Source organism: Bilophila sp. 4_1_30, assembly GCF_000224655.1.
Taxonomy (GTDB): Bacteria; Desulfobacterota; Desulfovibrionia; order Desulfovibrionales; family Desulfovibrionaceae; genus Bilophila; species Bilophila wadsworthia.
Genome location: NZ_JH114231.1, coordinates 1180277 through 1204629 on the forward strand (window position 1 = coordinate 1180277; position 24353 = coordinate 1204629).

At 60.6% G+C, this 24353-nt stretch carries 18 protein-coding genes; 7 read left to right on the plus strand and 11 right to left on the minus strand.

Features of this window, described 5'->3' with window-relative positions; all coding sequences use genetic code 11:
- The 3 genes from HMPREF0178_RS05350 to HMPREF0178_RS05360 form a co-directional block, all read left to right on the plus strand.
- Positions 1 to 1532, plus strand: a 1532-nt coding sequence (locus HMPREF0178_RS05350) for a DNA translocase FtsK (protein ID WP_009379662.1), incomplete at its 5' end; no start/stop codon positions are given.
- A gap of 237 nt (positions 1533 to 1769) precedes the next feature.
- Positions 1770 to 2447: an outer-membrane lipoprotein carrier protein LolA gene (locus HMPREF0178_RS05355; RefSeq protein WP_009379663.1), complete on the plus strand. Its 678-nt coding sequence runs from the start codon at positions 1770 to 1772 to the stop codon at positions 2445 to 2447.
- A 23-nt stretch (positions 2448 to 2470) separates the two neighbouring features.
- Positions 2471 to 4108 carry an FmdE family protein gene (locus tag HMPREF0178_RS05360; RefSeq protein ID WP_009379664.1) on the plus strand — a complete coding sequence of 546 codons (1638 nt, stop codon included), beginning with the start codon at positions 2471 to 2473 and terminating at the stop codon, positions 4106 to 4108.
- A gap of 54 nt (positions 4109 to 4162) precedes the next feature.
- On the opposite strand, the gene HMPREF0178_RS05365 is transcribed toward HMPREF0178_RS05360, so the two are convergent.
- From HMPREF0178_RS05365 to HMPREF0178_RS21945, 7 genes are all read right to left on the minus strand, one after another.
- The gene (locus HMPREF0178_RS05365) at positions 4163 to 4948 is read right to left on the minus strand and encodes an amidohydrolase family protein (RefSeq protein WP_009379665.1); all 786 of its coding nucleotides are present in this window, start codon (positions 4946 to 4948) and stop codon (positions 4163 to 4165) included.
- A gap of 109 nt (positions 4949 to 5057) precedes the next feature.
- Complete coding sequence (locus HMPREF0178_RS05370; protein ID WP_009379666.1) at positions 5058 to 5951, minus strand: dihydrodipicolinate synthase family protein; 894 nt, start codon at positions 5949 to 5951, stop codon at positions 5058 to 5060.
- Positions 5952 to 6132: 181 nt separating this feature from the next.
- Positions 6133 to 7341 (minus strand): sugar MFS transporter, encoded by a 1209-nt coding sequence (locus HMPREF0178_RS05375; protein ID WP_009379667.1) that lies wholly within the window; start codon positions 7339 to 7341, stop codon positions 6133 to 6135.
- Positions 7342 to 7353: 12 nt separating this feature from the next.
- Positions 7354 to 8136: an SDR family oxidoreductase gene (locus HMPREF0178_RS05380; protein WP_009379669.1), complete on the minus strand. Its 783-nt coding sequence runs from the start codon at positions 8134 to 8136 to the stop codon at positions 7354 to 7356.
- 15 nt (positions 8137 to 8151) lie between these two features.
- Positions 8152 to 9003: an amidohydrolase gene (locus HMPREF0178_RS05385; protein ID WP_009379671.1), complete on the minus strand. Its 852-nt coding sequence runs from the start codon at positions 9001 to 9003 to the stop codon at positions 8152 to 8154.
- Positions 9004 to 9185: 182 nt separating this feature from the next.
- Positions 9186 to 10778 carry a UxaA family hydrolase gene (locus HMPREF0178_RS05390; RefSeq protein ID WP_009379677.1) on the minus strand — a complete coding sequence of 531 codons (1593 nt, stop codon included), beginning with the start codon at positions 10776 to 10778 and terminating at the stop codon, positions 9186 to 9188.
- Between the two features lie 233 nt (positions 10779 to 11011).
- Positions 11012 to 11173 (minus strand): hypothetical protein, encoded by a 162-nt coding sequence (locus HMPREF0178_RS21945; protein ID WP_009379680.1) that lies wholly within the window; start codon positions 11171 to 11173, stop codon positions 11012 to 11014.
- A 540-nt stretch (positions 11174 to 11713) separates the two neighbouring features.
- Here HMPREF0178_RS21945 and HMPREF0178_RS05395 point away from each other — a divergent pair.
- The gene (locus HMPREF0178_RS05395; protein WP_009379683.1) at positions 11714 to 12667 is read left to right on the plus strand and encodes a magnesium transporter CorA family protein; all 954 of its coding nucleotides are present in this window, start codon (positions 11714 to 11716) and stop codon (positions 12665 to 12667) included.
- 60 nt (positions 12668 to 12727) lie between these two features.
- Here the strand turns inward: HMPREF0178_RS05395 and HMPREF0178_RS05400 are convergent, their stop codons facing one another.
- The gene (locus HMPREF0178_RS05400; protein WP_009379685.1) at positions 12728 to 13354 is read right to left on the minus strand and encodes a LysE family translocator; all 627 of its coding nucleotides are present in this window, start codon (positions 13352 to 13354) and stop codon (positions 12728 to 12730) included.
- Positions 13355 to 13602: 248 nt separating this feature from the next.
- The gene (locus tag HMPREF0178_RS05405; RefSeq protein ID WP_009379687.1) at positions 13603 to 16668 is read right to left on the minus strand and encodes an EAL domain-containing protein; all 3066 of its coding nucleotides are present in this window, start codon (positions 16666 to 16668) and stop codon (positions 13603 to 13605) included.
- A 941-nt stretch (positions 16669 to 17609) separates the two neighbouring features.
- Here HMPREF0178_RS05405 and HMPREF0178_RS05410 point away from each other — a divergent pair.
- On the plus strand, positions 17610 to 18041 hold the full coding sequence (locus HMPREF0178_RS05410; protein WP_009379689.1) for a hypothetical protein: 432 nt from the start codon (positions 17610 to 17612) through the stop codon (positions 18039 to 18041).
- Between the two features lie 454 nt (positions 18042 to 18495).
- The gene (locus HMPREF0178_RS05415; RefSeq protein WP_009379691.1) at positions 18496 to 20307 is read left to right on the plus strand and encodes a carbon starvation protein A; all 1812 of its coding nucleotides are present in this window, start codon (positions 18496 to 18498) and stop codon (positions 20305 to 20307) included.
- A 248-nt stretch (positions 20308 to 20555) separates the two neighbouring features.
- Here HMPREF0178_RS05415 and HMPREF0178_RS05420 read toward each other — a convergent pair whose 3' ends face one another.
- On the minus strand, positions 20556 to 20765 hold the full coding sequence (locus HMPREF0178_RS05420) for a hypothetical protein (RefSeq protein WP_005029009.1): 210 nt from the start codon (positions 20763 to 20765) through the stop codon (positions 20556 to 20558).
- Positions 20766 to 20968: 203 nt separating this feature from the next.
- Complete coding sequence (locus HMPREF0178_RS05425; protein ID WP_009379693.1) at positions 20969 to 21937, minus strand: alpha/beta hydrolase; 969 nt, start codon at positions 21935 to 21937, stop codon at positions 20969 to 20971.
- Between the two features lie 431 nt (positions 21938 to 22368).
- Between HMPREF0178_RS05425 and HMPREF0178_RS05430 the strand changes: the two genes are divergently transcribed.
- Positions 22369 to 24258 (plus strand): ATP-binding protein, encoded by a 1890-nt coding sequence (locus HMPREF0178_RS05430; RefSeq protein WP_009379694.1) that lies wholly within the window; start codon positions 22369 to 22371, stop codon positions 24256 to 24258.
- Positions 24259 to 24353 lie beyond the last annotated feature (95 nt).

Below are 24353 nucleotides of genomic sequence, written 5' to 3' on the forward strand. Positions count from 1 at the left end.
CTCCGGCCCAAACCGCGCAGCCCCGCATCGACGCGCCCGTGGGAACGGCTCCCGCCGCAGCGAAACCGGCCCTGCGCAAACGCTCCTATCCCATGCCTTCGCTGGACCTGCTCCAGCAGCCGCAGCAGAGCGATTCCCTGCCCTCCCGGGAAGTGCTGGAGGAACAGAGCGCCGGCCTGATGAACTGCCTCGCCGAATTCAATATTCAGGGTGAACTGGTCCGGGTGACGCCCGGCCCGGTGATCACGCTGTTTGAAATCCGCCCCGCCCCGGGCGTCCGCGTGGGCAGGTTCACCAACCTGACCGACGACCTTGCCCGCAGCCTCAAGGCCGAAGCCATCCGTATCCAGGCCCCTGTGCCGGGATGCGACACCGTGGGCGTGGAAATCCCCAACCTGAACCGCTCCACCGTCAACTTCCGCGAGCTGATCCAGTCGGAAGCCTTCCAGAGTGCGCCGTCCTTGCTGACGATGGCCCTGGGCAAGGACATCGAAGGGCGCCCCGCCGTCCGGGATCTCGCCACCATGCCCCATGTGCTCGTCGCCGGTACGACGGGCTCGGGCAAAAGCGTATGCCTCAACTCCGTGCTGGTGAGCTTCCTCTACAAGGCATCGCCGGATGAGGTGAAGCTCATGATGATCGACCCCAAGCGCGTGGAAATGGCGATGTATGCGGATCTGCCGCATCTCGTGCATCCCGTGGTGACGGAAACCTCCCTCGCCAAGACGGCGCTTGAATGGGCCGTGGCCGAGATGGACAGCCGTTACGACTGCCTCGCCAAGTTCGGGGTCAAGAATATCAAGGACTACAATAAGAAGCTGGCTTCGTTCGGCGACGAAAGGCCGCAGGAATACGCGGACCTCAAGCCCATGCCCTACCTTGTCATCGTCATTGACGAACTGGCGGATCTCATGCTCACGGCGGGCAAGGACGTGGAAGGCTGCCTCGTGCGCCTCGCCCAGCTTGCCCGTGCCGCGGGCATCCACCTCATCGTGGCGACGCAGCGCCCGAGCGTGGATGTGGTGACGGGCCTCATCAAGGCGAACTTCCCGTGCCGCGTCTCGTTTCAGGTCGCCAACAAGTACGACTCGCGCACCATCCTCGATACGGCCGGAGCCGAACAGCTCCTCGGCAAGGGCGACATGCTGTTCAAGCCTACGGGCGGCAAACTCCAGCGCCTGCACGGTCCCTTCGTCACCGACGACGAGGTGCAGGCCGTGGCCGATCACTGGAGACGCCAGTGCGCGCCGCAATACGAGGTGGATTTCACCGAATGGGGCACGTCCCTCGCGGAAAACGCCAAGGCGTCCTCCGCTCCGGCTTCCGGGCCGGGCAGTTCGGATGAGGAATCCCTGTATGCCGAGGCCGTGACCTTCGTGCAGGAACAGGGCCGCATGTCCATTTCCCTGCTCCAGCGGCGTTTCCGTATCGGCTTCAACAAAGCCGCACGCTTCGTCGAACGTATGGAGGAGGAAGGCATCCTGCCGCCCGCTTCCCGCGCCAACAAAGCCAGAACTGTGCGGATGGATTGATTTTTATCCGGGAGAGGAGCGCGTTCTATACGCCCTTTCCCGGGCCTGCCCTCCTGTTCGCGCCCATCGGCGGCTGGAGAATGTGCGGCAAATGGCCCTTTTTGAGAAGGGAACGCACGAGTGGCACCCCTCACGGGCCCGAGCAGGCTTCCCAGAGTACGGCGGCATGGTCCGCCGGTCGTTGCGGCAAGACAGTTGATGCGTTCCGTATCAGACACTCTTTTTCAGGAGATCATCATGCGTTTCTCGACCCTTTTTGCCTGCGCCGCGGCCCTGCTGCTGATCAGCGCGGGCGCTTCGCACGCGGCGGCTCCCGCCATTACGGGAGAGATGCAGAAAAAATATGAGTCGATGCAGTCCTTTACCGCTGAATTCACCCAACGCCTCGTCCATCAGGAAAGCGGCTCCGAGGAAACCCGCCAGGGCACCCTCGCCTTCCAGAAGCCGCTCCGGGTCCGCTGGGAGACCAAAGCCCCCCATGCGGAACTTTTGGTCATCACGGACAAGGACGTATGGGACTACCTGCCCGACGAGGAGCTGGCCTACCAGTATTCGCCGGAAGTGGTCCACGACTCCCGCTCCATCATTCAGGTCATCACCGGCCAGAGCCGCCTCGACAAGGATTTCACCGTCGAGGCCGAGCCGGACGACAACGGACTGGCCGTGCTCCGGCTCTACCCCAAAGATCCTTCTCCGCAGCTTGTGGAAGCGCTCCTCTGGGTGGACAAGGGCACGAAGTTGATCAAGAAGGCGCAGATTCTGGACTTCTACGGCAATACCAATGAAGTGGCCCTGACCTCGCTGACGCCCGATGCGTCCATCAAGGCCGGAACCTTCCAGTTCACGCCTCCTCAGGGCATCACCGTGGAGAACCTGATGAATCAGGACGCTCCCGAACGCCCGCTGCTGCAATAACGCCCTAGCCCTGCGAGGTGTCCATGTCCATCGGCTCCCGGACGCATGAAGAATTCATGGAAGAGGCCCGTGCCTTTCACGGGTATCCCGCTCCCGGCCTGATCATCGGCGGCTACATGGTGGAGCTTGCCAAGCGCCACATGCCGGAAGGCGTCCTGTACGACGCCGTCAGTGAAACGGCCCACTGCCTTCCCGACGCCGTGCAGCTGCTTACGCCGTGCACGTTCGGCAACGGCTGGCTTCGCGTCCTGCCCTTCGGCATTTACGCGGTGACCCTGTACGACAAAGCTACCGGCGAAGGCGTCCGCGTCGAGCTCGACAACGACAAGCTGGAGCCCTACGACGCCATCCGCAGCTGGTTCCTCAAGGAGCGCCCCAAGAAGGAGCAGGATACCGAACGGCTGCAGGCCCAGATCAAGGAAGCGGGCGAGTCGATCCTCTCGTTCCGCAAGGTCCGCATCCGTCAGGACATGCTCGGGCACCGTTCGTTCGGGGCGATCACCCGCTGCCCGCTCTGCGGCTCCCACTACCCCGCCTCCTACGGCGGGATCTGCCGCTCCTGCCAGGGACAGTCCCCGTATGAGGACGGCCCCGGCTTCGCCCTGTCGCAGCAGCCCCGTATGCCCGCTCCCGTCCCGATCCCGGTCGAGGAGGCGGTCGGCAAGCACGCCCTGCACGACATGACGCAGATCATCCCGGGCAAGGAAAAGGGGGCCGCGTTCGTCGCCGGGCAGGAGCTTTCGGCCGGAGACATCTGCCGCCTCCAGCAAATGGGCAAAAACCGCGTCTACGTTCAGGAAAACACGCCGCATCCCGAAGGCTGGGTGCATGAGGACGACGCCGCCCGCGGTTTCGCCCGGCTCATGCCCGGCGACGGCGTGGAAGTGGAAGCCACCCCGCGCGAAGGCAAGGTCAACTTCCGGGCTACGCGCGACGGGATGCTGCTGGTGGACACGGAGCGCCTCGAGCGCTTCAACCTCGTGCCCGACGTGATGTGCTGTACGCGCCACAACTACAGCGTGCTCACCGCCGGGACGCGGCTTGCAGGAAGCCGGGCCATTCCGCTGTTCCTGTCCCGCCCCGGGTTCCTCAAGGCGCTTTCCGTTTTGGAAGACGGCCCGCTGTTCAAAGTCGTGCCCATGCGCAAGGCCAAAATCGGCATCCTCGTGACCGGGACCGAAGTGTTTCAGGGGCTGATCGAGGACCGTTTCGCACCCATCATCACCCAGAAAGCGCAGCAGCACCACTGCGAGGTGGTCAAGACGCTCTTTGCCCCGGATGACGCGGATCTCATCGTTCAGGGCGTGCGCGACCTGCTTGACGCCGGGGCGGACTTCATCGTCACCACGGCGGGCATGTCCGTCGATCCCGACGACCTCACCCGCAAGGGCCTCACCGAGGCGGGTCTTACGGACACCCTCTACGGCGTGCCCGCGCTGCCCGGGACCATGACCCTCATCGGCCGCATCGGCGGCGCGCAGATCATCGGCGTGCCCGCGTGTGCGCTGTTCTTCAAGACCACCGTTTTCGACATCATCCTGCCCCGTATGCTCGCCGGGGTGCCCATCACCCGCCTCGATCTCGCCAAGATCGGCAACGGCGGCCTGTGCATGGAATGCAAAGTCTGCACGTTCCCCAAGTGCCCCTTCGGGAAAGTCTGATACACGGCCCAAAAGTATGAAGGGAAGCCTTTCTTCGGAAAGCGCTTCCTTTTTTTATGCGAACAGAGCGTCGGCGTTGCTGCAGTAGCGGTCCAGATCCGCGTCGCCGAGTTCCGCCTTTTCCTGGAGGTGCATCATGGCGTCGCCCGGATCGTACAGCGGGTAATCGCTGCCGAACAAGATGCGATCCTGCGGATGCTTGTGGAGGATGGCCTTGAGAAGATCGGGCTGGATGAACGGGGTACAGCTTGAAGTATCCAGCCACACGTCGCGCCCCACGAGCGCCTTGAGGGAGTGTTCCCACTGATGATACCCGCCGAGATGCCCGGCGATGCAGCGGAGGCGCGGGAAACGATCCAACAGCGCCGCCAGCTTGTACGGGCAGGAAGGATTCTTTTCCGGCGGTACGTTGTCCCCGATATGGAACAGGAAGATGAAATCGTCCTGTGCGGCCTCGAACATGGGCAGGAGCCGGGGATCGTCCAGCCAGAAATGCTGGAAATCGGGATGGAGCTTGAGCCCGCGTATGCCCGCCGCCTTCAGGCGTTCCAGCTGGCTCTCCCACGCTTCGTAACCGGGGTGCAGAGTGCCGAAAGCCGTCACTTCGGGGTGCTCGCGCTGGAGCGTGACGGCGTAGTCATTGGCCGGGACGACCTGCCCCGGCGTGGTGGCCGCGCACAGCACCACACAGCGGCCTATGCCGGAACGCTTTTCCCGCAGCAGCAGATCGGCGATGGTCCCTTCGCCCACGCAGTCGAGCTGATAGGCTTCGTTAAGATGTTCCACCGCATGGCGGGCGATTTTCGGGTGAAAAGCGTGCGTATGAATGTCTGTAAACATGATCCTGTCCGAAGGCTGATTCAGGGAAAAAGGCCCGCGTTCTTCCGCGGGCGCAGTTCCTGAACATACGTTCGGCGCGGCCCGTTGTCCACAGGCCGCGCCGGACGGCCTATACCCCGAACAGCCGTTTCACCGCGCCAAGCTGCGTATCGTCGAGCGCGCCGCCGTATCCCCGGGAAACGGGCTCCAGCCCGCCGAACTTGGCGGCGACGGCGGCCTTGATGGTCGTCACGAAGTCGTCGCCTATCGTATAGATGGACGAAAGCCGCCCGATTTCCCTGTGCGCCGCGCACAGATCCTCGAACTGCCCCGAGCGGAACGCCGTTTTCGCCTGCGTAAACAACTCGGGGACCACGTTGTTCAGCCCGGACAGCACACCGTCCCCGCCGTTCATCAGGTTGGGGATGAAATACTCGTCGAACCCGCACAGCACCGAAAAGTCCTCGCGCACCTCGGCCACGGCCCGCACGATGGCCCGCGTATGCGAGGCGCAGTCCACCGTATCCTTCACCCCCATGAACCGGGGGAACCGGGCGGCGAGCTTGGCGATCAGGGCCGCGTCCACGTCGCACCCCGTGCGCGCCGGGAAATTGTAGATGAGCCACTCGCCCTCGAAACGCCCGCCCAACGTATCGAAATACGCCTCAAGCTGGCGCGGGGTCTGGGCGAAATAGTAGTGCGGCAAGGCCATGACCGCTTCATAGCCTTCCGAATAGGCAGCATCCGCCAGACGCGTCATGTCTTCCATGCAGGTGCCGGACACGTTGGCGATCAGCGGCAAGTGGGTCATGGTCCGCGCCGCATGGATCAGGCTGACCCGCTCGTCCATGCTCAGGGCCGTGAACTCCCCGATGCTCCCCATCAGCAGGACGCCGTCGGTCCCGGCTTCCGACAGCCGGGAAAAATGCTTTTCCAGCGCGGCAAGATCAAGCTTCCCGTCCGCGTCAAACGGCGTGATCGAAGGGCACCACGCTCCCGTATATTTTTTCTTGTTTTCCGGCATGATTCGCTCCTTTGACCGCACTGTTGCACGAAGAGGGTGTTTCCAAAGCTTTCGGCTGATGGGGAGCGAGCGGCCGCGCAATCCCCCCATGCATGGGACGGCGCGGCGCGTCCGCGAAAACGGACAACTCCCCATCAGGCGAAAGCTTTGGAAACGGGAGGGGGAAGTCCCCTCCTCCCTGTCATTCCTTTACCAGCCGCCCATATGCCGCACCGTACAGGACGACGCAGACGAAGCAGCACAGCGGCAGGAGAAACGCCGCCGCGGTGTGCGTGTAGTCCGCGATCAGCCCCATAAAATACGGCATGATCGCCCCGCCCACGATAGCCATGATCATGTACGAGCCGCCGAGCTTCTTGCGGGTCCCGAGGTTCTTGGTCCCCATCGCAAAAATGGTCGGGAACATGATGGAAATGAAGAAGAACACCGCGATGAGCGCGATGACCGACACGTATTCGACGGCCGTGAACACCACCCCCGTCAGGATCACGCATACGACGCCGTACACCGCGAGCAGTTTCGCGGGCGCGATTTTGGTCATGATGCCCGTGCTCACGAAACGGCCTATCAGCAGGCAGAGCATGGCGATGGACAGGAAGAACGCGCCTTGCTGCGCCGTGCCGCCGGGCCAGCACTCGATGTACAGGTTGATGAAGAACGCCCCGATGCCGACCTGCGCCGCCACATAGAGGAACTGCGCCGCCACCCCGGCGACGAATTCCTTATGGGCCAGCAGGGAATGTTTCATCATGGCCGCCTCGTCCGCCTCCTCGCTGCTCCGCAAATCGGGCAGTTCGGCCTTGGCGAACAAAATGACCAGCAGGATCACCACGCAGGCGATGCCCACATAGGTCATCCTGACGGCATCAAGCCCGCCTCCGCCGCTGGCCTCGTCGCCGCCGAAGAACAGCAGCCCCCCGAGCAGCGGCCCGGTGAATTGCCCAAGCCCGTTAAAGGACTGGGAAAGGTTCAGGCGGGTTTCGGCGGTTTCCGTGGAACCCAGCGCCGATGAATAGGAGTTGGCCGCCGTTTCCAGACATCCGAGCCCGAGCGCGATGACGAACAGGGCGAACAGGAAGAACGCGAAGCTTGCGACGCCCGCCGCCGGGACGAACAGCAAGGCCCCGATTGCGTACAGGCTCAGGCCGCACAGGATGCCCGCCTTGTAGCCTTTCCATTCCATGAACAGTCCGGCGGGGATCGCCACAACGAAATAAGCCCCGAAATACGCGGCCTGAATGAGCCCGGACTGGGCCTTGGACACGTTGAGCGTCACCTGAAAATGCTTGTTCAGCACGTCGATGAGCCCGTAGGACAGGCCCCACATGAAAAACAGCGTGGTGACGAGGATAAACGCCTTGCGGTATTGGGGACTGGTTATCTGGCTCACGGCGAACCTCCCTCAGCGGGCCGTCAAGGTACGGTCGAGATGCGTGTAGCCGCCGTCCACCACAACCCACTGGCCCGTGGTATGCGACGACAGCGGCGAAAGCAGGAACACCGCCATGTCCGCCAGTTCCTCCACCGTGGTCATCCGGTGCCCCAAGGGGATGTTGCGGACGATGGTTTCCAGCTTTTCCGCCGGGCGGGGGAATGTGTTCACCCACCGTTCATAGAGCGGGGTCCAGACCTCGGCGGGGACCACGGCGTTCACCCGGATGCCGTCCTTGAGATAGGATGCGGCCCATTCGCGCGTCAGGGACAAAATGGCCCCCTTGGCGGCGGTGTAGCCGCTGGTTCCGCCCTGCCCCGTGAGCGCGGTCTTGGAGCTGACGTTGAGGATGCTCCCCTTGCTCTTTTTCAATTCCCCGATGCAGTAGTGCGCCATCGTGTAGTAATGGACGAGGTTGCGCTCAAGCGAAACCCGGAATGCCTCCACCCCGGTTTCGAGGCTGACGTTGTCGTTGCCCCCGGCGCAATTGATCAGGCCGTCGATACGCCCGTACATGGACACGGCTTCCTGAACGGCGTCCGCGCAGGCTTGCTCATCGGTCAATTCGATTTGGATGAAATGCATGAGCGGCTGGAGCGCCCGCACTTCGGCCCGGAAACTCTTTTGCAGCGGGCTGCGCCCCAGAATCACCGGAATCGCGCCCTCACGGGCCAGCGCAACGGATATGCCGCCGCCGATGCCGGAACCGCCGCCGGTCACGAGATACACTTTGTCCTTTATCCGCAAATCCATGACATGCTCCTGCGTTTAGAGATTGCCGATGCCGTACACGCGGCAGGCGTTGCCGCCCCATACGGCATCCCGCTCCGCCTCGGAGAGGGACGCCATGGCCTTTCCGGCCAGCCCGCACACCTGATCGTACGTTCCGGACAGCAAACAAACGGGCCAGTCCGAACCGAACAGCAGCCGGGAGGGCCCGAAACATTCCAGAGCCGCGTCGAGGTATGGGAGCAAATCCCGCTCGTCCCAGCCGTGCCAATGGGCTTCAGTGATCAGTCCGGACAGCTTGCAGCTTACATGCTCCTGCTCCGCGAGCGGGGCGATGCGCCTGGCCCACTCCGCCGCACTCTCATGCCGGACATCCGGCTTGCCGAGGTGATCCAGCACGAGCGGCCCCAGATCGTGCCGCCCGCAGAAGGCAATGGCGGCGGGCAGATCTTTCGCGTGGACCAGGACCTCGTAGACCTTGCCCCCCCGCTGGAGCGTTTCCACGCCACGGTTGAACCGCCCATCTTCCAGAAACGCCGAAGGAGACGGCTCGTCCTGCACCTGATGGCGGTATCCCTTGAGCACGGAGGACGAGGCCCGAGCCTCAAGCCGGGCTTCCAGATCGCCGGCCCGAAGATCGATCCAGCCCACGACCCCCAGAATCCACGGATTCGCCGCCGCCAGCCCGAGCAGAAAGTCCGTCTCCGCCTCCGAAGCCCGGGCCTGCACCGTCACCGAACCGCCGATGTGCCGGATGTCCAGTTCAAACCGCAGCTCGGCGGGCAGGAAGTCCCGTTTCAGGACGGCCATATCATCGCCGATCCAGCCGTATGCGGCCGGATCGAACCGCCAGAAATGCTGATGCGCGTCCACGCGCCATACCGTACTCATCGTCTTCCTCCTTCACAGGCCCCAGCGAAGCAGCCTTGTATGGGATCCCGGCCCCGTTTCATGCGGCGGCCCCCGCCAACGGCAACGGCCTCAAAGAAGAGGGGAACTCTTTCCGGAAGAGAGAGGCCCGTGTGGAGATCCCGTTCTCCGGAATGGCACCCCCTCCCCAGCCTTTCCGCCCGCTACAGCGACACCTCGCGCTTCCAGAACAGGAAATCATGCTGCCCGAGCCGATCGGCCTTGGTGGAGTACCGCCCGCTGGCGGTGTCGAGCACCTTTTCGAGCAACCGGTCAGCCGCCGCCGCAATGGGTTCCCCGTCAATGATCGGGCCGCAGTCAAAATCGATCAGGTCGCTGAGCCGTTCCGCCACCGCCGTATTAGTCGCCACCTTGATCACGGGCACAATGGGATTTCCGGTGGGCGTCCCCAAGCCGGTGGAGAACAACACCACGTTTACGCCCGCGGCCACGAGCCCGGTCACTGCTTCCACGTCGTTGCCCGGCGTACAGACGAGGGACAGCCCGGCGTCCGGCATGGGTTCCGCGTAATCGAGCACGGCGCTGATCGGGGCCTTGCCGCCCTTCTTCGCCGCGCCAGCCGACTTGATGGCATCGGTGATCAGCCCGTCGTGGATGTTCCCGGGGCTGGGGTTGTCGGAGATGGAAGCCCCGCAAGCGTTGGCGGCTGCCTCATAACGGCGCATCAGCTCAAGGAAGCGCGCCTTGTCTTCCTTACGGATGCAGCGGGAAATCATGTTGGCTTCCACGCCGCACAGCTCGGGGAATTCCGCCAGAGCGGACCCGCCGCCGAGCGTCACCACGCGATCCGAAACTTCCCCGATGACAGGATTGGCCGAAATGCCGGAAAAGCCGTCCGAGCCGCCGCACTTCACCCCAAGCTTGAGTTTCGAGAGCGGCACGGGGCGGCGCTCCACCAGATCGGCGTTCTTGAAATGCGCCAGCGTTTTGCGGACCGCCTCTTCCATCATCTTGACTTCGCTGGACCAGTCCTGTTGCCGCAGCAGGATGCAGGGCTTGTCGAAACCAAGGTTCCGCTCCCGCAGCGCCTCCTGAAACAGCCCGATCTGCGCCTTCTCGCAGCCAAGGCTGAACACGGTGAGCCCCGCCACGTTGGGATGGTCCGCGTAGGCGGCCAGCATCCGGCACAGGGTCCACGCATCCTGAGCCGTACCGCCGCACCCGCCGTTATGGGTGATGGCCCGGATGCCGTCGATGTGCGGGAAAGGCCGGGGCGCGGGCGCGCAGCCCGTGCCGCCCACCAGCGACCGCGCGAAGTCCGCCAGATGGTCCCCCGCGTACCCGAGCGTCCGTTCCAGCGCGTCACGCAACTTCAGAGCGTTGCGGTTCTCACAGAACACCAGCGGGATGATGAGCCAATAGTTCGCGGTCCCCACGCGCCCGTCGGGGCGGATCACGCCGTCGAACGTGCGGTTCGCCCAGCGGGAGACGTCCGGGGCCTTCCACATGTACGGAACGGCGTCGCTCAGGTCGACTTCCGCCGCGTAGTGGACCACGTTGTCCACGGTGATGCGCTCGCCGGACTGGAGCGGGGCGACGGACTTGCCCACGGGTACGCCGTACAGCGTAACGATGCCTCCCACAGGCACGGGTTCCCGGGTAAACTTATGCTTGGCGGGGACATCCGTAACCAACTGGATACGTTGCCCGTCGTTTTCGATGATGTCGCCTTGAGCCAGATCGCGCAGAGCCACAATCAGATTGTCTTTCGGATCGATACGGAGGATTTTCTGCATAGCCGAATCCTTTGGACGGGGACCCCGCCCGGCATGGCCCACGGACATTCCGCGCGGCGCGCACAAAAAAAGGAAAGCCGAACGGTACGCCCGACTTTCCATTTATAATTCGCTGAAATAAAAGATAAATGATTATATGAACGCGCTAACGCGCCGCGCGCTGAGAAATATCCCCGCGCCGAAGGGCCGCGAAACGGCCGCCTCCCTTGGGGGAGAAAACGCGGGGCAGGGTTTTACAGGGAACAGCTCCCACCGCCCGTGGTGAAGATGGACAGAGGCCTTTCCGTATAGATACGGAAACTGCCCGTGGGATCATAGTCGATGAACACCGCGCCCACCTGATCCATCAGCGCCTTTTCCATGCAAAAATGAAATTCCCCGACATCCTCGGTCACGTCGCCTTCTTCCGGCTCATCCAGAGCCAGTTCAAAGTTGGTGCTGTGTCAGCCGCTGGAACCCTTTTCGATGCGGATCGTACGAGCCGCGTTACGCCCCCGGAACGTCCGCAGATCGTCGAGGACAGAATCGGATAGAGTGATCATAGGTATCGCCTCACTGTTGGATTGATGCCGGAACGGCCCGGCGGGGACCTTCCGGTTGCATCGCCAGCATATACGGAATGCGCCCCGTTGGAAAGAAGCGGGCTGAGGGCAGGGAACCCCGCCTCGGCAGCCGGGTGCAAGCCGGAAGAAACGTTTCATCACCCTACCCGGCTCTTTTTCAGCAAAAAACGGTGTCCCCTTCCCGCCGACGCAGGTTCCGGCTTTACCCATCATCCGCGAACGGCTCCACGGGCACGCTGCGCCGCCCACATCCGTCCATGCGCAACAAGGCGACGCGACGCCCTCCGCCTCCCCTTCCGCAATGTCTCTAGGAGACTTCACCTCCGCTCTGGGATACCATCATCCAAGAAGAACCGGATCAGGAGGACAGCAATGAAACAACACGCCATAACGCTGGCACACGGCACCTATACGGAATTGAAAGACACGGAAGGCGCCAAGGGAACGGAAGACAAGCTGCTCTGGCTGGACATTCAGGGAACCAGCGAGGAACTGACCCATTTTCTCAAGGAGCGGCAAATCCCGCCGTTCCTGAGGCGGCGCGTCCTGTCTTCGCAACGGTTCCCGTCGGTATTTTCAGGGAACGACTATGTGCTCCTCAGCGTCCCGGCCCGCAAAACATGGGTGCAGAAACGGTCCGTCTCCATCACGTTCATCCTGTTCGCGCAGGAGGTCATCACCCTCTGCCGTGACGAAGGCTACAATTTCGACGGGGAACGCAAACAGCTCGCGGAAGGCGACACCGCCAGCATCCGTTCCGCCTCGGACCTGCTCATCGCCCTGCTCGACAGCCTTGTGGAAACGAATATCTGCAACTTCATCGAAGCCCGCTCCCAGACCGAGAACCTTTCCCTGCATGTGGACAACGCCTCGGGCAAAATCTCCGAGCAGACCATCCTCGACACCCGCCGCCAGATCAACCACCTGGTCAACCAGTTCGAGGATTTCTTCTATGGCCTTGCCGATCTGCACGCGCTCACGCCCCACGCCATGCTCTCCGACGCCGTGCGCGAAAAGCTCCGGGACATCCGGGACGCCCAAAACCACCTCGCCAAGAATACGCTCCGGCTGGTGACGCGGCTTTCCGAGCTGCTCCAGCACTGCCAGTTCGTACTCCAGCAACAAACCGACCAACGCCTGCGCCAACTCACGGTCCTCTCCGCGATCTTCATGCCGCTCACGCTGATCACCGGCGTTTATGGGATGAATTTCGCCTATATGCCCGAAACGGGCTGGCGATACGGCTATTATGCCACGCTGGCGGGCATGGTCTGGCTCGCCATTTTCCTGTGGATTACCCTCAAACGGAAAGGCTGGTTCCGGTAAGGCCCGCTGGCGGAATCCGCCCTCGGAGCCGCCTCCGTCTGACGCGGGATAGTACGGAAATCAACGTGAAGCAAAGGCCAGTATGAGCGCAAGACCCAGAAAGATGCATCCGGCAATACGGTTCATAAGCATTTGCGCGCGATCGGAACGGTTGAACCATGTCGCCATCCTGCCCCCGAGCGCGGCGATGGCCGTAAAGACGATGAGGCAGGCCAGCTCATACAGGCCGCCGAGCGACAGGATCTGGAGCGTCGGGTGGCCGCGTTCCGGCTCCACGAACTGCGGCAGCACCGCAAGGCAGAACAGCGTCACCTTGGGGTTGGTGATGTTGGAGAGGAACCCCCGCCGGTAAAGCGTGCCGTATCCGGGGAACAAAGACTGTGTGAGGAAGGCCCGGAACACCCCGGACCGGAAGGATTGCCACGCGAGGTACAGCAGATAGGCCGCTCCGAGGAACTTCAACGCCGTGAACGCGGCCTCCGAGGTCTGGAACAGGACGGCCACGCCGAGCGCGACGGCCAGCGTGTGCCCGAGCAGCCCGGTCATAAGGCCAAGCGTCGTGAGCACACCAGCCCGCATCCCGTACAATGAGGACTGCGTCAGCACGATGATGACGTCCGGCCCCGGCGTCATAGCCATCAGCAATGATGCCACAAAAAACGCACACGTCGTTTCGAAAGAAAGCATACGACCTCCGCAGGCGTTGCTCTACCGGAAAGCCCGAGGAGTTTCAATCAAAGGGAGAAGCGCCGCAGGGCCCCCGTTTCAAACACGAGGCACGGACGCGCCTCTCCCTTCCGCCTCTTCCGAAGCGTCCACAAAAGATCGTACGGCAAACAGCCGGGGGTACGTTCCCCCGCCCATCGGCACAGAGCAAAACATTCCCACATGCGGCCTTACAAAACCGCCCACCCGCCATATCCGGGGGCCGTGAATCATCCCTCCAATGAGCCGGAGGCGCTGCTCTTCATCAAAAAGTCACGTTCGAACACGTCCGGAGGCACGGGCTTCCCGAACAAGAACCCCTGTATAAAATCAAGCCCCATCAGCCGCACGCGATCGAATTCCTCCTCGCGCTCGACGCCCTCCAGACAGACCTGGATGTTCACGTCATGACAGAGCGCCACCACAAAATGGATGAACGTGGCGTCGAACTGGCTGGTCAGGATGTCGCGGACAAAAGTCCTGTCGATCTTGACCACATCCGCGGGGGAATTCTTGAGCATACCGAGCGAAGAATAGCCCGTGCCGAAATCATCCATCGCGATACGGATGCCGAGGTTTCGGATGCTCTCGAACACAGCCCTGATACGGGCATTTTCACGAATCATGCAGCTTTCCGTAAATTCAACCGTCAGATTCGCGGGGGACAGATCCAGCCGCTTCAACGTGTCGTTGATAAACGGAACCATGCTGTTTGAAACGACTTGCAAGTATGAAAGATTGATACTGATTTTAAGATCAGGACGGCTCTTCGTCCATGCCTTGCACTGTGCTGCGGCCTCCCGGAACACCCACCTGCCGAAGGGGATGATGAGCCCGCTCTGCTCCAACAGGGGGATAAACTCACCGGGGGACACGGAGCCGTATTTCGTGCACGTCCAGCGGGCCAGCGCTTCCGCGCCCACCACATGCCGCGTATCCACGGCTATCTGCGGCTGGTAGACAAGCTCAAACCCTTCGAACTGCCGCTCGATGCTCTCGCGCAGCAATTCCACCAACTCCAGCGAACGCATTTCCTGTTCGAGGATGGCGCGGCTGAAAAAGACGATCCGGTTCCTGCCGAGCTTTTTGGCGTACTTCAGCGAATGGCTGGCATACTCCGACAATTCCGTATAGCCTGAGGCGTCCTCGGGATAGCTCGCGCTGCCCGCCGAGATGGTGCAAAAATACTTCTTGCCGTCGTATTCCTGCTGGGAACGGAAACTTTCCGAAAGGGAGCGGTACAGCTCCATCATTTCAAACCGTTCCCCGCTCACCGTGATGCCGAATTCGTCACCGTCCAAACGGTATACCGAGGCCGAAAGCGGGAGCATCCCCTGAATCCGCTGGCCGATCACGCGCAGGATCTCATCCCCGAAGCTCTTGCCATACAATTCGTTGATATGCTTGAAGCCATCCAGACCGAGGACGAGCAGATGCAGGGGATGCTCGGGCCGCTTCTCCAGCATGGACTCGATGTCCTCTTCGAATTTCAGCTTGTTGAACAGCCCGGTCACGTGATCGATTTTGTTCTTCTGGCCCAGATTGGTGATGAACCCGGCGAACAGGCTCGGCTCACCGTCCTCATCACGCTCCAGATAGCCCCGGCAGCGGACCCAGATCCACTCGCCCTTACGGTTTTTCGCCCGGTATTCGACGCAATGGAAATCGGACCGCCCGTCAGCGATGACCTGATTGGCCTCCATGAAGGCGGCCTTGTCGTCCGGGTGGACCTTGCTTCCCCAGACGGCGGCGGCATTTTCCACGATGGACTGCGGGAGGCCGAACTCCTCCACCATCGACGGCGAGTAACGGAATATTCCGGTCTTCATGTTGGAGACGAAGACATAGGAATCGGTGCTTTTCACCAGCGCGTTGTACAGGCGCAGCGAATCGTACTCGAGAGCTTCCGGGGGAATATCCCCACCACCCACTTGCTTCTCGTGAAGCCGCCGTTCCGCTTCGCGGATATGGGCGCGTTTCTTTTGCTCATACATGCTTTCGTCAGCTTTTGAGAGCACCTCGGTCACCGTCATCCCACACCCCGGCATCACCTTGAAACAGCCGAAACTGAACTCCAGCGAATAGGGGAGACGGAGCTGCTCCCTCCGTGCCTTCAGCCGTTCCAGCACGCCCGTTACCAGCCCGTCCACGACGTGGCGATTGGTATCGTGGAACAGGACGACGAACTCGTCCCCGCTGAGCCGGAAGCACATGTCCGGCGCGTGCAAGCTCCGCTGCATCTCCTGCGCGATGGTGCGCAATGCGCGGTCGCCTTCCACATGGCCGTATAGATCGTTGATTTCCTTGAGCCTGTCCAAATCGAACATCCCTACGATCAAGGAAGCCTCTTCCCTGTCGAGGCGTACCAGCGCGTCGGCAAGCGCGGCCTTCCCCGCCCTGCGGTTCAAAAGCCCGGTCAGTTCGTCGTAGTTCGCCTCCTTGTGCATGCGGAGGGAATTCGTAATATCCACAGACTGCTGCAAGTGTACGAGGGAACCGTCCGTCCAGCGCATCAGGCTGTCGCTGTTGTCATAGATCCGCCCCGTCAGCGTGTTCCGCTCCTCCCACCGAAAGACCTGATTCTGATTCGCGTCGGCCATGAGCCTGTCCACAGGGCAGAACGGGCAGCGCCCGTTCATCCCGGATTGCAGCACCTGCCAGCAGATACCCCCCTCAGGATGTTCGAGCTTAAAAACATCCTTCATGAATTTATTCATATACAGGATGGCGTCCGTGTGGGGATCGGTGACGTACAAACCGACTTTCACCTGATCCATCGCCGCATTGAGCACGCCGATATGAAACGATTGCTGTTCGCAATGTGCTTTTCCCGCGAAGAAAAACCCGAGCATTGCGCACACAAGCCGTAAAAAATCCTGCTCCCGATCCAGCCACTCCGTTTCTCCGGACTCCCTGCCGACAAGCAGCAAGCCGAGCGCATCGGCGTCGCAAGCAATGGGCAGCGCCAGCCAGCTGAACTTTCCGGCCGTTTCCTCCGGGAACAACGCGGTGAGCGCCTCCTCCGAAAACGGGGTATCAAACGTCTTGGGGAACTCTTTTCCGTTAACGGCACGGAGCATCAGCACTTCGGGCAGATGCTGCGCCCCGCTCCAGCACGCCGTCTCGCACACGCCTTTTTTCCCTTCCATGCGGACGATCGCCAGCGCATCCAAGGGCAGGATGCCGCCGAGCGCCCGGACAAAAAAAGGCAACAGTTCCTGAAGGGGTTTGCCGTACTGGAAAAACGGCCTGGCGCTCTCCAAAAATGCGAATACGGCTGTACACATCTGTTCCATGCTCTATACCTTGTTGTTATCTTCTCGGTGCAGCGGTCAGCTTCCCTCCCCTGAGAAATCGGCACGCTCATCCGACGGGGCTCCGCGCTGGTACGGGTTTCTTACACCGTTATTCTACGTGTTCAAAAATCATTAGTCTAGCCGGAAAAGTTGTTTTGTTACGATATGTCATGGACGCCATGCAAGAAGCTTCCGGATGCCGCCTTTCCCCGCAACACGGACACCGTTCTCCTCTTGCATGTCATCCCTCCGGAGGAAGCGTTACCCGGAAAAGCGTTGAGGACGATATCGTTGCTACATGGAGGCGCAAGAAATGCTCGTATCAACCCCTCCTAACAGTCCAACATCTCTTTGTTTTTACAAAGAGAAACGGAGTGCCTCAAACAGAGGCAGCGAAGGGGAACTGAAAGGAGACTGTCAGTCTTTTTTTCATGTAAAAGAACGGAATGAACCCCATCCAGTAATGTAAATACATTTTGCAATTCATACAATGCGCAACATGTAGGAATGTCGACATATAACAGTCAACGCGACACAAGCGCTGTAAGCCAATAAAGGGATGCCTTCCGAAGAATCCGCACCTGTTTTTCACCGCACGGAAAAACGAAACAGTTTTTTTGATGCCGCATACGTTTCTTTTTCGTATATTACGAGAATATTTTTTCCTCTTTTGCAATACGCTGTCTACCTGAAGCATTGTTTCCGCGCTTTTTCCGTATTCAAAACGCTAAAAAACTTTTTATAACGTTTTCGAAATATCAGAAACCGTTTTTTTGAGAATCCGTCTGTAAGCAACCCACAATTTGTGCGATCCGATGAGAGAACATCCCTTTCCCGTGAGAACGGCGTTTCAACATCTCATTGACAATCATTCCTGACGAGATTACCGATTGTTCCAAACAGTACAAAGTCGGCAGACACAAGAACACGGGATACGGAATATGTACGCCAGCCAAAGAAACAGCCTCTCACCCACATGGCACATGCTGCTCATGGGTCTGATGAGTGTTATCCTGTTCTTTGGCGGATTGCTTACGTCCAATGATCGCCCCGTGCCCATCGTCGACAACCTCCCCAACGAAGGCTTGTTGCGTCCCACGTCATTGCTGCCGTGGGAGTCCGTTGAGCTGTCCGAAACGCGCCTCTTGTTCCGACACGAGGAAATGCAGGAGGTCAAGAGCCCGCAGCGCCTGAACCAACCCACACAGCACAACCTTCTGGCGCGCCATCACGGTTTCCAGCCGTTCGCGTCGGCCTTGCCCACGCCCACCTTTGCCGAACGGATTCTCCCCGCCTACGAAAAGGCCTTCCTCCCCTATGCGGGATGGGACGGCCCCGTCTCCTTCGCCCTGCCCCCTCCCCTGCTCGCCTGACCGCGACGCGACGCCTCCCAGACCGGCCGATCTTCCCGCCGTCCCGTGCTGACGGGCGAGCTCCTCTGAAAGGGAGTTTCTCCCCACCTGCGCCCCAAAAGAAGCAGCAGGCTCCGGCGAAACGACGACGGAGAGGCGGCTCCACGCCCCCGGTTTGCCCGACGCCGCGCCTATGCGCCCTCTGACTGTTTGATCCTGCAAACAGGTCTCCGGGTGCGAACAGCGCTCGCGGAGCTTTTCCCACAACAAAAGACAACACCGATCCATATGCCGCGGGCGAGGGGCCCGCGGGACGCATCCCGACGGATGCAACAGGGGAACCGTTTCCCTTGAATTCATATATGAGGACCGCTCCTGAGCGATGCCGGACGGCACACGGGAGAGGGGTTAGAGGATACGATCGCGGCGGACGCCCGATCGCCGTATGTGCCACCTTCACCAACAGAGGTTTCGTATGAACGCTCTTACGGTGGTTTTCGCAGCCTTGTGTATCTTTGCGATAGGGTATCGTTTTTACGGCCTGTTCATTGCAAACAAGGTGCTGAACCTGAATGACGCCCGTGTGACGCCGGCCGTCAAGTACTCCGACGGCCACGACTATGTGGATACCAACAAGTACGTGCTCTTCGGGCACCATTTCGCCGCCATCGCCGCAGCCGGCCCCCTGCTCGGACCCGTGCTGGCCGCCCAGTTCGGCTACATGCCCGGCCTGCTCTGGATTCTCATCGGCTGCGTGCTCGCGGGCGGCGTGCACGATATGGTCGTGCTGTTCGCCTCGGTGCGGCACCGGGGGCAGAGCCTCGCCTACATCGCCTCACAGGAAATCGACAAGACGACCGGCTCCGTAGCGGCGTGGGCCGTGCTTGCCATCCTCCTGCTGACGCTGGCGGGCCTGTCCATCGCCGTGGTCAACGCCATGCACAACAGCCTGTGGTCCACCTACACCGTGGCCGCGACCATCCCGATCGCCATCATCATGGGCCTGTACATGCAGATCTGGCGCAAGGGCGATGTGCTCGGCGCCTCCATCATCGGCGTGGTCCTGCTTGCCCTGTGCATCCTGACCGGGCCTTATGTCGCCGCCCATCCTGAAACATTCGGCTGGCTCGACATCGACAAGAAGCCCATGTCCATCCTGATCCCGGTGTACGGCTTCGCCGCGTCGGTCCTGCCCGTGTGGATGCTGCTCCTGCCGCGCGACTACCTGTCCACCTTCCTGAAGATCGGCACCATCGGCGCGCTGGCCCTCGGCATCGTGTTCGTCATGCCCGACTTCAACATGCCCGCGTTCACCGAATTCACCAAGGGCGGCGGCCCCATCGTCGGCGGCCCGGTGATTCCGTTCATCTTCATCACCATCGCCTGCGGCGCGCTCTCCGGCTTCCACGCCACCATCGGCACGGGCACCACGCCCAAGATGATCGGCAAGGAACGCGACGTGCTGTTCGTCGGTTACGGCGCCATGCTCGTTGAAGGCTTCGTGGCGATCATGGCCCTGATCGCCGCCTGCGTGCTCGTGCCCGCCGACTACTTCGCCATCAACGCCCCGGCCGACAAGTTCGCGGCGCTCGGCATGTCCGTCGTCGACCTGCCCACGCTGGAAAAGGAGGTGGCCGAAAGCCTGATGCACCGCCCCGGCGGTTCCGTGTCCCTCGCCGTGGGCATGGCCCACATCTTCGGCCAGATCCCGTGGATGTCCCACCTCATGAGCTACTGGTACCACTTCGCCATCATGTTTGAAGCGGTATTCATCCTGACCGCCGTGGACGCCGGCACCCGCGTTGGCCGTTTCTTCCTGCAGGAAATGATCGGCAAGGTCATCCCCAAGTTCGGCGACAAGAACTGGTGGCCCGGCATCGTCGTGACCAGCTTCCTGTTCACGGGCGCGTGGGGCTATCTCGTCTACACCGGCGACATTTCCAGCATCTGGCCCCTGTTCGGCATCAGCAACCAGCTCCTCGCCTCGGTGACGCTGCTCATCGGCACGACCATGCTGCTGCGCATGAACAAGACCAAGTACGCGTGGATCACCGCCGCCCCCGGCATCTTCATGACCTTCATCACCTTCTGGGCGGGCATCTGGCTGATCATGTACCAGTACATCCCCACCCAGAAGTACCTGCTTGCCTCGCTGAGCGTGCTGGTCATGGTCATGATGGGCTTCGTCATCATCGGTACGCTGCGCCGCTGGTCCGTCCTGTTGAAGGAAACCAAGATCGTGCGCGACCCCTATGGCGATGAAGTGAAGGAAATCGTACAAGAATAGAGAGATCCGGAGAAGGAACCCTCATCCCAAAGGAGCCGGTTCCTTCTCCCCTCCCTCTCCAAAGCATTTCGTAGAAGAGGGCAGCAGCGCGGCGTACAACCCGCCGCGCGGAGAGATTCCCCCACAAAAAATCCCTCGTGGCGTTCACGTCACGAGGGATTTTTGTGTAGCCGAAACGGACTCGCGGAGAGCCTCCCCGCGAAGGTCGGAGCGCCCTTCCGAGGACGCCGGAATCCGGAAGCGGCAAGCTATTCCTTCATATTGGTCATATACCTGTTCCAGAGGCGGACAGCCGCGGTCTTGGACACGGACCACTGGGTCGGGGCCTTCTCGCAGGGGCATTCCACACGCCACAAATCCGCTGTCCGTCCTTCTGGCCTGCACGAAACCAAGTGGGGTTTTTCGTTCTTGCAGTGGGAACAGGGAAGCATTTCCAAAAGTTCGTCTTGTTCAACCATAAAAACGGCTCCTCATCAGACCTTTCTTCCGTCCGAGAGCGCCCGGAAAAGAAGAAGCAGTAACCGCCCCTAAAATAGCTATGAACGGAGGGCCTGTCCAGAGACGGAAGGCGCACAGGGAAAGGCGCCCGCAACATTTCCGTTACGGGCGCCTCATTCCGGCGGCCGATGGGCTCCGGCCGGGGGCACAGCCGTCACTCGAATCAGTGCAGCATTTTCTTGAGCGCGGCGGCGGCCTGCGCCACGGCGGCGCGTGTCGGCGTCGTTTCCGCAAGGGCGTTCAGCATCATAAAATCATGATGCGTGTTGTTGTAACGCACGCAGGCCACATGCACTCCGGCCTCGATCAGCTTGCGGGCGTAGGCCTCGCCCTCATCGCGCAGCACGTCGTTTTCCGCCGTGATGATCATGGCCGGGGGAAGCCCGGCGAGCTGTTCCGGCGTGGCCCTCAACGGGGAGACGGTGATCTCGCCGCGGCGGCGCGCGTCCGGGGCATAGGCATCCCAGAACCATTTCATGGCTTCGCGGGTCAGCCAAGGGCCCTCGGCGAAGGTACGGTACGATTCCGTATCGAAGTTGGCATCCGTCACCGGGTACAGCAGAAGCTGGAACGCAATCTCCGGCCCTTTCCGCTCTTTGGCGAGCAGCGTCATCACCGTGGCCATGTTGCCGCCCACACTGTCCCCCGCCACGGCGATCCGGCTCGGATCCAAACCGTAGGCGTCGGCATGTTCAATAATATAGAGCATGGCGGCATAAGCCTGTTCGAGCGGTACGGGATATTGGGCCTCGGGCGAGGGCGTGTAGTTCGGATAGACCACGGCGGCCTTGGCTCCTTTGGCAAGCTCGCGCACCAGACGATCATGCGTATCCTTGTCCCCCAGGATCCAGCCGCCGCCGTGGAAGTAAAAAACGATCGGCAGCTTTCCGCCAACCCCTTCGGGCCGGATGAACCGGGTTGGGACCTTACCCGTGGGCCCTACGGGCAAATCTTCGTCATGCATGTCCATCGCGAGTTTCTTGATCGGTTTGGCCTGCGCGTCCGCCAGAATCCTTCGGGCGGCCTGGGGCGGAAGGGTATACAGAGGCGGATTGTTTTCAGCGGTGATGGCGTCGACAAACGCTTTCGTCGCCTTCGTCAGATGAGGCGAACGGGAAGATGCTGCGGGCATAAGGGACTCCTTGCAGGGAATGATAAAAAAGGTGTCGTCCAGCCCCTCCTCGTAGAAATAAACGATATGTCATTCGGAGGGTTACACGCAGAGTAGTGCCCAGCGGCATAGACGGCAATGAGAAACGTGCCGGGAAGCGGATCAAGATTTTCTTTTCGCAAAAAATAGGGAGTTTCAGACGAGATGCGGCAAAAATACCGCTTACAAAGTGCTGTTTCTTGCCCTTGGCAATACGTAGCGATCATATCCGTTCCGTCCGACATGCCATTCATGCCATTTATCGTATTCCATGTTATTTACAATAAAATGTTAAATAAAAACAGAACGCTCTATTCTTTATTCCGCCTTGATCTGATGGGAAGGTGGACATACAATAAAAAAAATTTTTCAAACAATAGAAGGCATCCGCCTTTCACAGCTAGGAAAAACAGATGATTGCTCTACGCTGGCATGTGCTGCGACTTCCTCTCCTGTTGAGCTTGCTCTGGTGCCTTCTGCTCTTCGCGCTTTTTCAATGGACCGTGCAGCGTGAAGATGAAAATGCCACAGAGCTGGCGCAGATCCAGACCAGGACCCTCTTTTCCAGCATCGTGAATACACGCGGCTGGAATGCCGACCGGGGCGGCGTCTGGGCCACCGAACAGCCCAATTGCCAGCCCAACCCGTGGCTTCCCGAAGATCAGCGCACGCTCCTCACCGCGGACGGGCGGCGGCTTGTCAGGTTCAATCCAGCCTATATGACCCGGCAAATCGCGGAACGCTTCCAGTCCAAGACGATGAACTTCCATATTTGCGGCTTGTCCCCCAAACGCCCGCAAAACCGCCCCGACCAATGGGAAACGAGTGCCCTGCTCGACTTCGATGCGGGAAAGACCGAGCGGTTTCAGCTTGTTCCGGGACGGAGGGGTGCGTATTACCGTTATATGGCACCGCTGCGGGCGGAGGAAAGCTGCCTGCAATGCCATCAGAGAAACAAAATCGGGGACGTGCTCGGCGGCATCAGCGTATCCATTTCCGCCTTTCCCATCCTTGCCTCGGTTGAGCAACGCAACAGTATGGTTGGACTGACATTCGGCTTGATCGGGTTTATCGGCGTGCTCGGCATCGGCGGAGCCACGTTCCAAATCAACCGCAAAAAAGAGCAGGCCGAGGAAGCCAATCGGGCCAAAAGCGTTTTCTTGTCACGCATGTCCCATGATATCCGCACGCCCATGAGCGCCATCATAGGCCTGACCGCAATCGCCAAAAAGAACGCCGGCGATCCTGAACGCCTCAACGAATGCATAGACAAAATAGCCCTCGCCTCCCAGTTCCAGCTTTCCTTGGTCAATGACATCCTTGATGTTTCCAAAATCGAAAGCGGCAAGATGCAATTGGCCTCAGAACCATTTGATCTTGCTGGGATCATTGACGATGTGACGCTGTTCACCTCCAGCAGCGCCACAGCCAAGGGCATTGTTTTCGAAACGTCCGTCGATCCCCGCATCGGACGGATGTATGTCGGCGATCCCATGCGGCTCAAGCAGATACTGATGAACCTTTTGTCCAACGCCCTTAAATTCGTGGATGAAAACGGGAAAGTTACCCTCCGCGTCGAATCGTTACGGCGTACGGGGCGGCAGGAGGCTGTGCGCTTCATCGTCTCAGACAACGGGATCGGCATGAGCAATGCCTTCCAGAAACGGATGTTCCTCCCCTTCGAGCAAGATGCCGCCCCCCGGCGGAAAAGCTCGGGGAGCGGGCTGGGGCTTGCCATTATCGGCAACCTGACTGCTTTGATGGGAGGCTCCATCGCTGTGGACAGCGAACTGGGCAAGGGAACGCGCTTCACCGTGGATATCCCTCTGGAGCGCACCGAAACGACAGAAAAAAACGAGACCGCCGGAGGAAACGCGGAGGAACGCTGCCTTTTCCGTGGAGAGACGCTCCTCCTTGCCGAAGATGACGGATTGAATGCTGAAGTCCTTGAAAATCTGCTTGGCTACATAAACCTGAGGGTCGTCCGCGCCGAGAACGGCAAGGTGGCCGTGGACCTGTTTGAGCGTTCCGCTCCGGGAGAATACGCCGCGATCCTCATGGATATACAAATGCCGATCATGGATGGCCTTGACGCGGCCCGGACCATCCGTGCGCTGCCCCGTGAAGACGCCGCCAGCATCCCCATTTTCGCACTGTCCGCCAGCGTCTTTACGGAAGACGTCGAGCGCTCCCTGTGTTCCGGTATGAACGGGCATTTGGGCAAGCCTGTGGACATCGATCAGATCTGTTCCATGCTCCAGACGTGGCTGTACCCGCAACAAACGGATACCCAGGAAGCTTAGCGCCGACGGTTTTTTCCGCTATGAACGGGCAGCCTTCCCGCCTCAAAGGCGGCCGTTTCTCTGTGCGGTTCCTGTGGGGAACAGCCCAAGAGCCT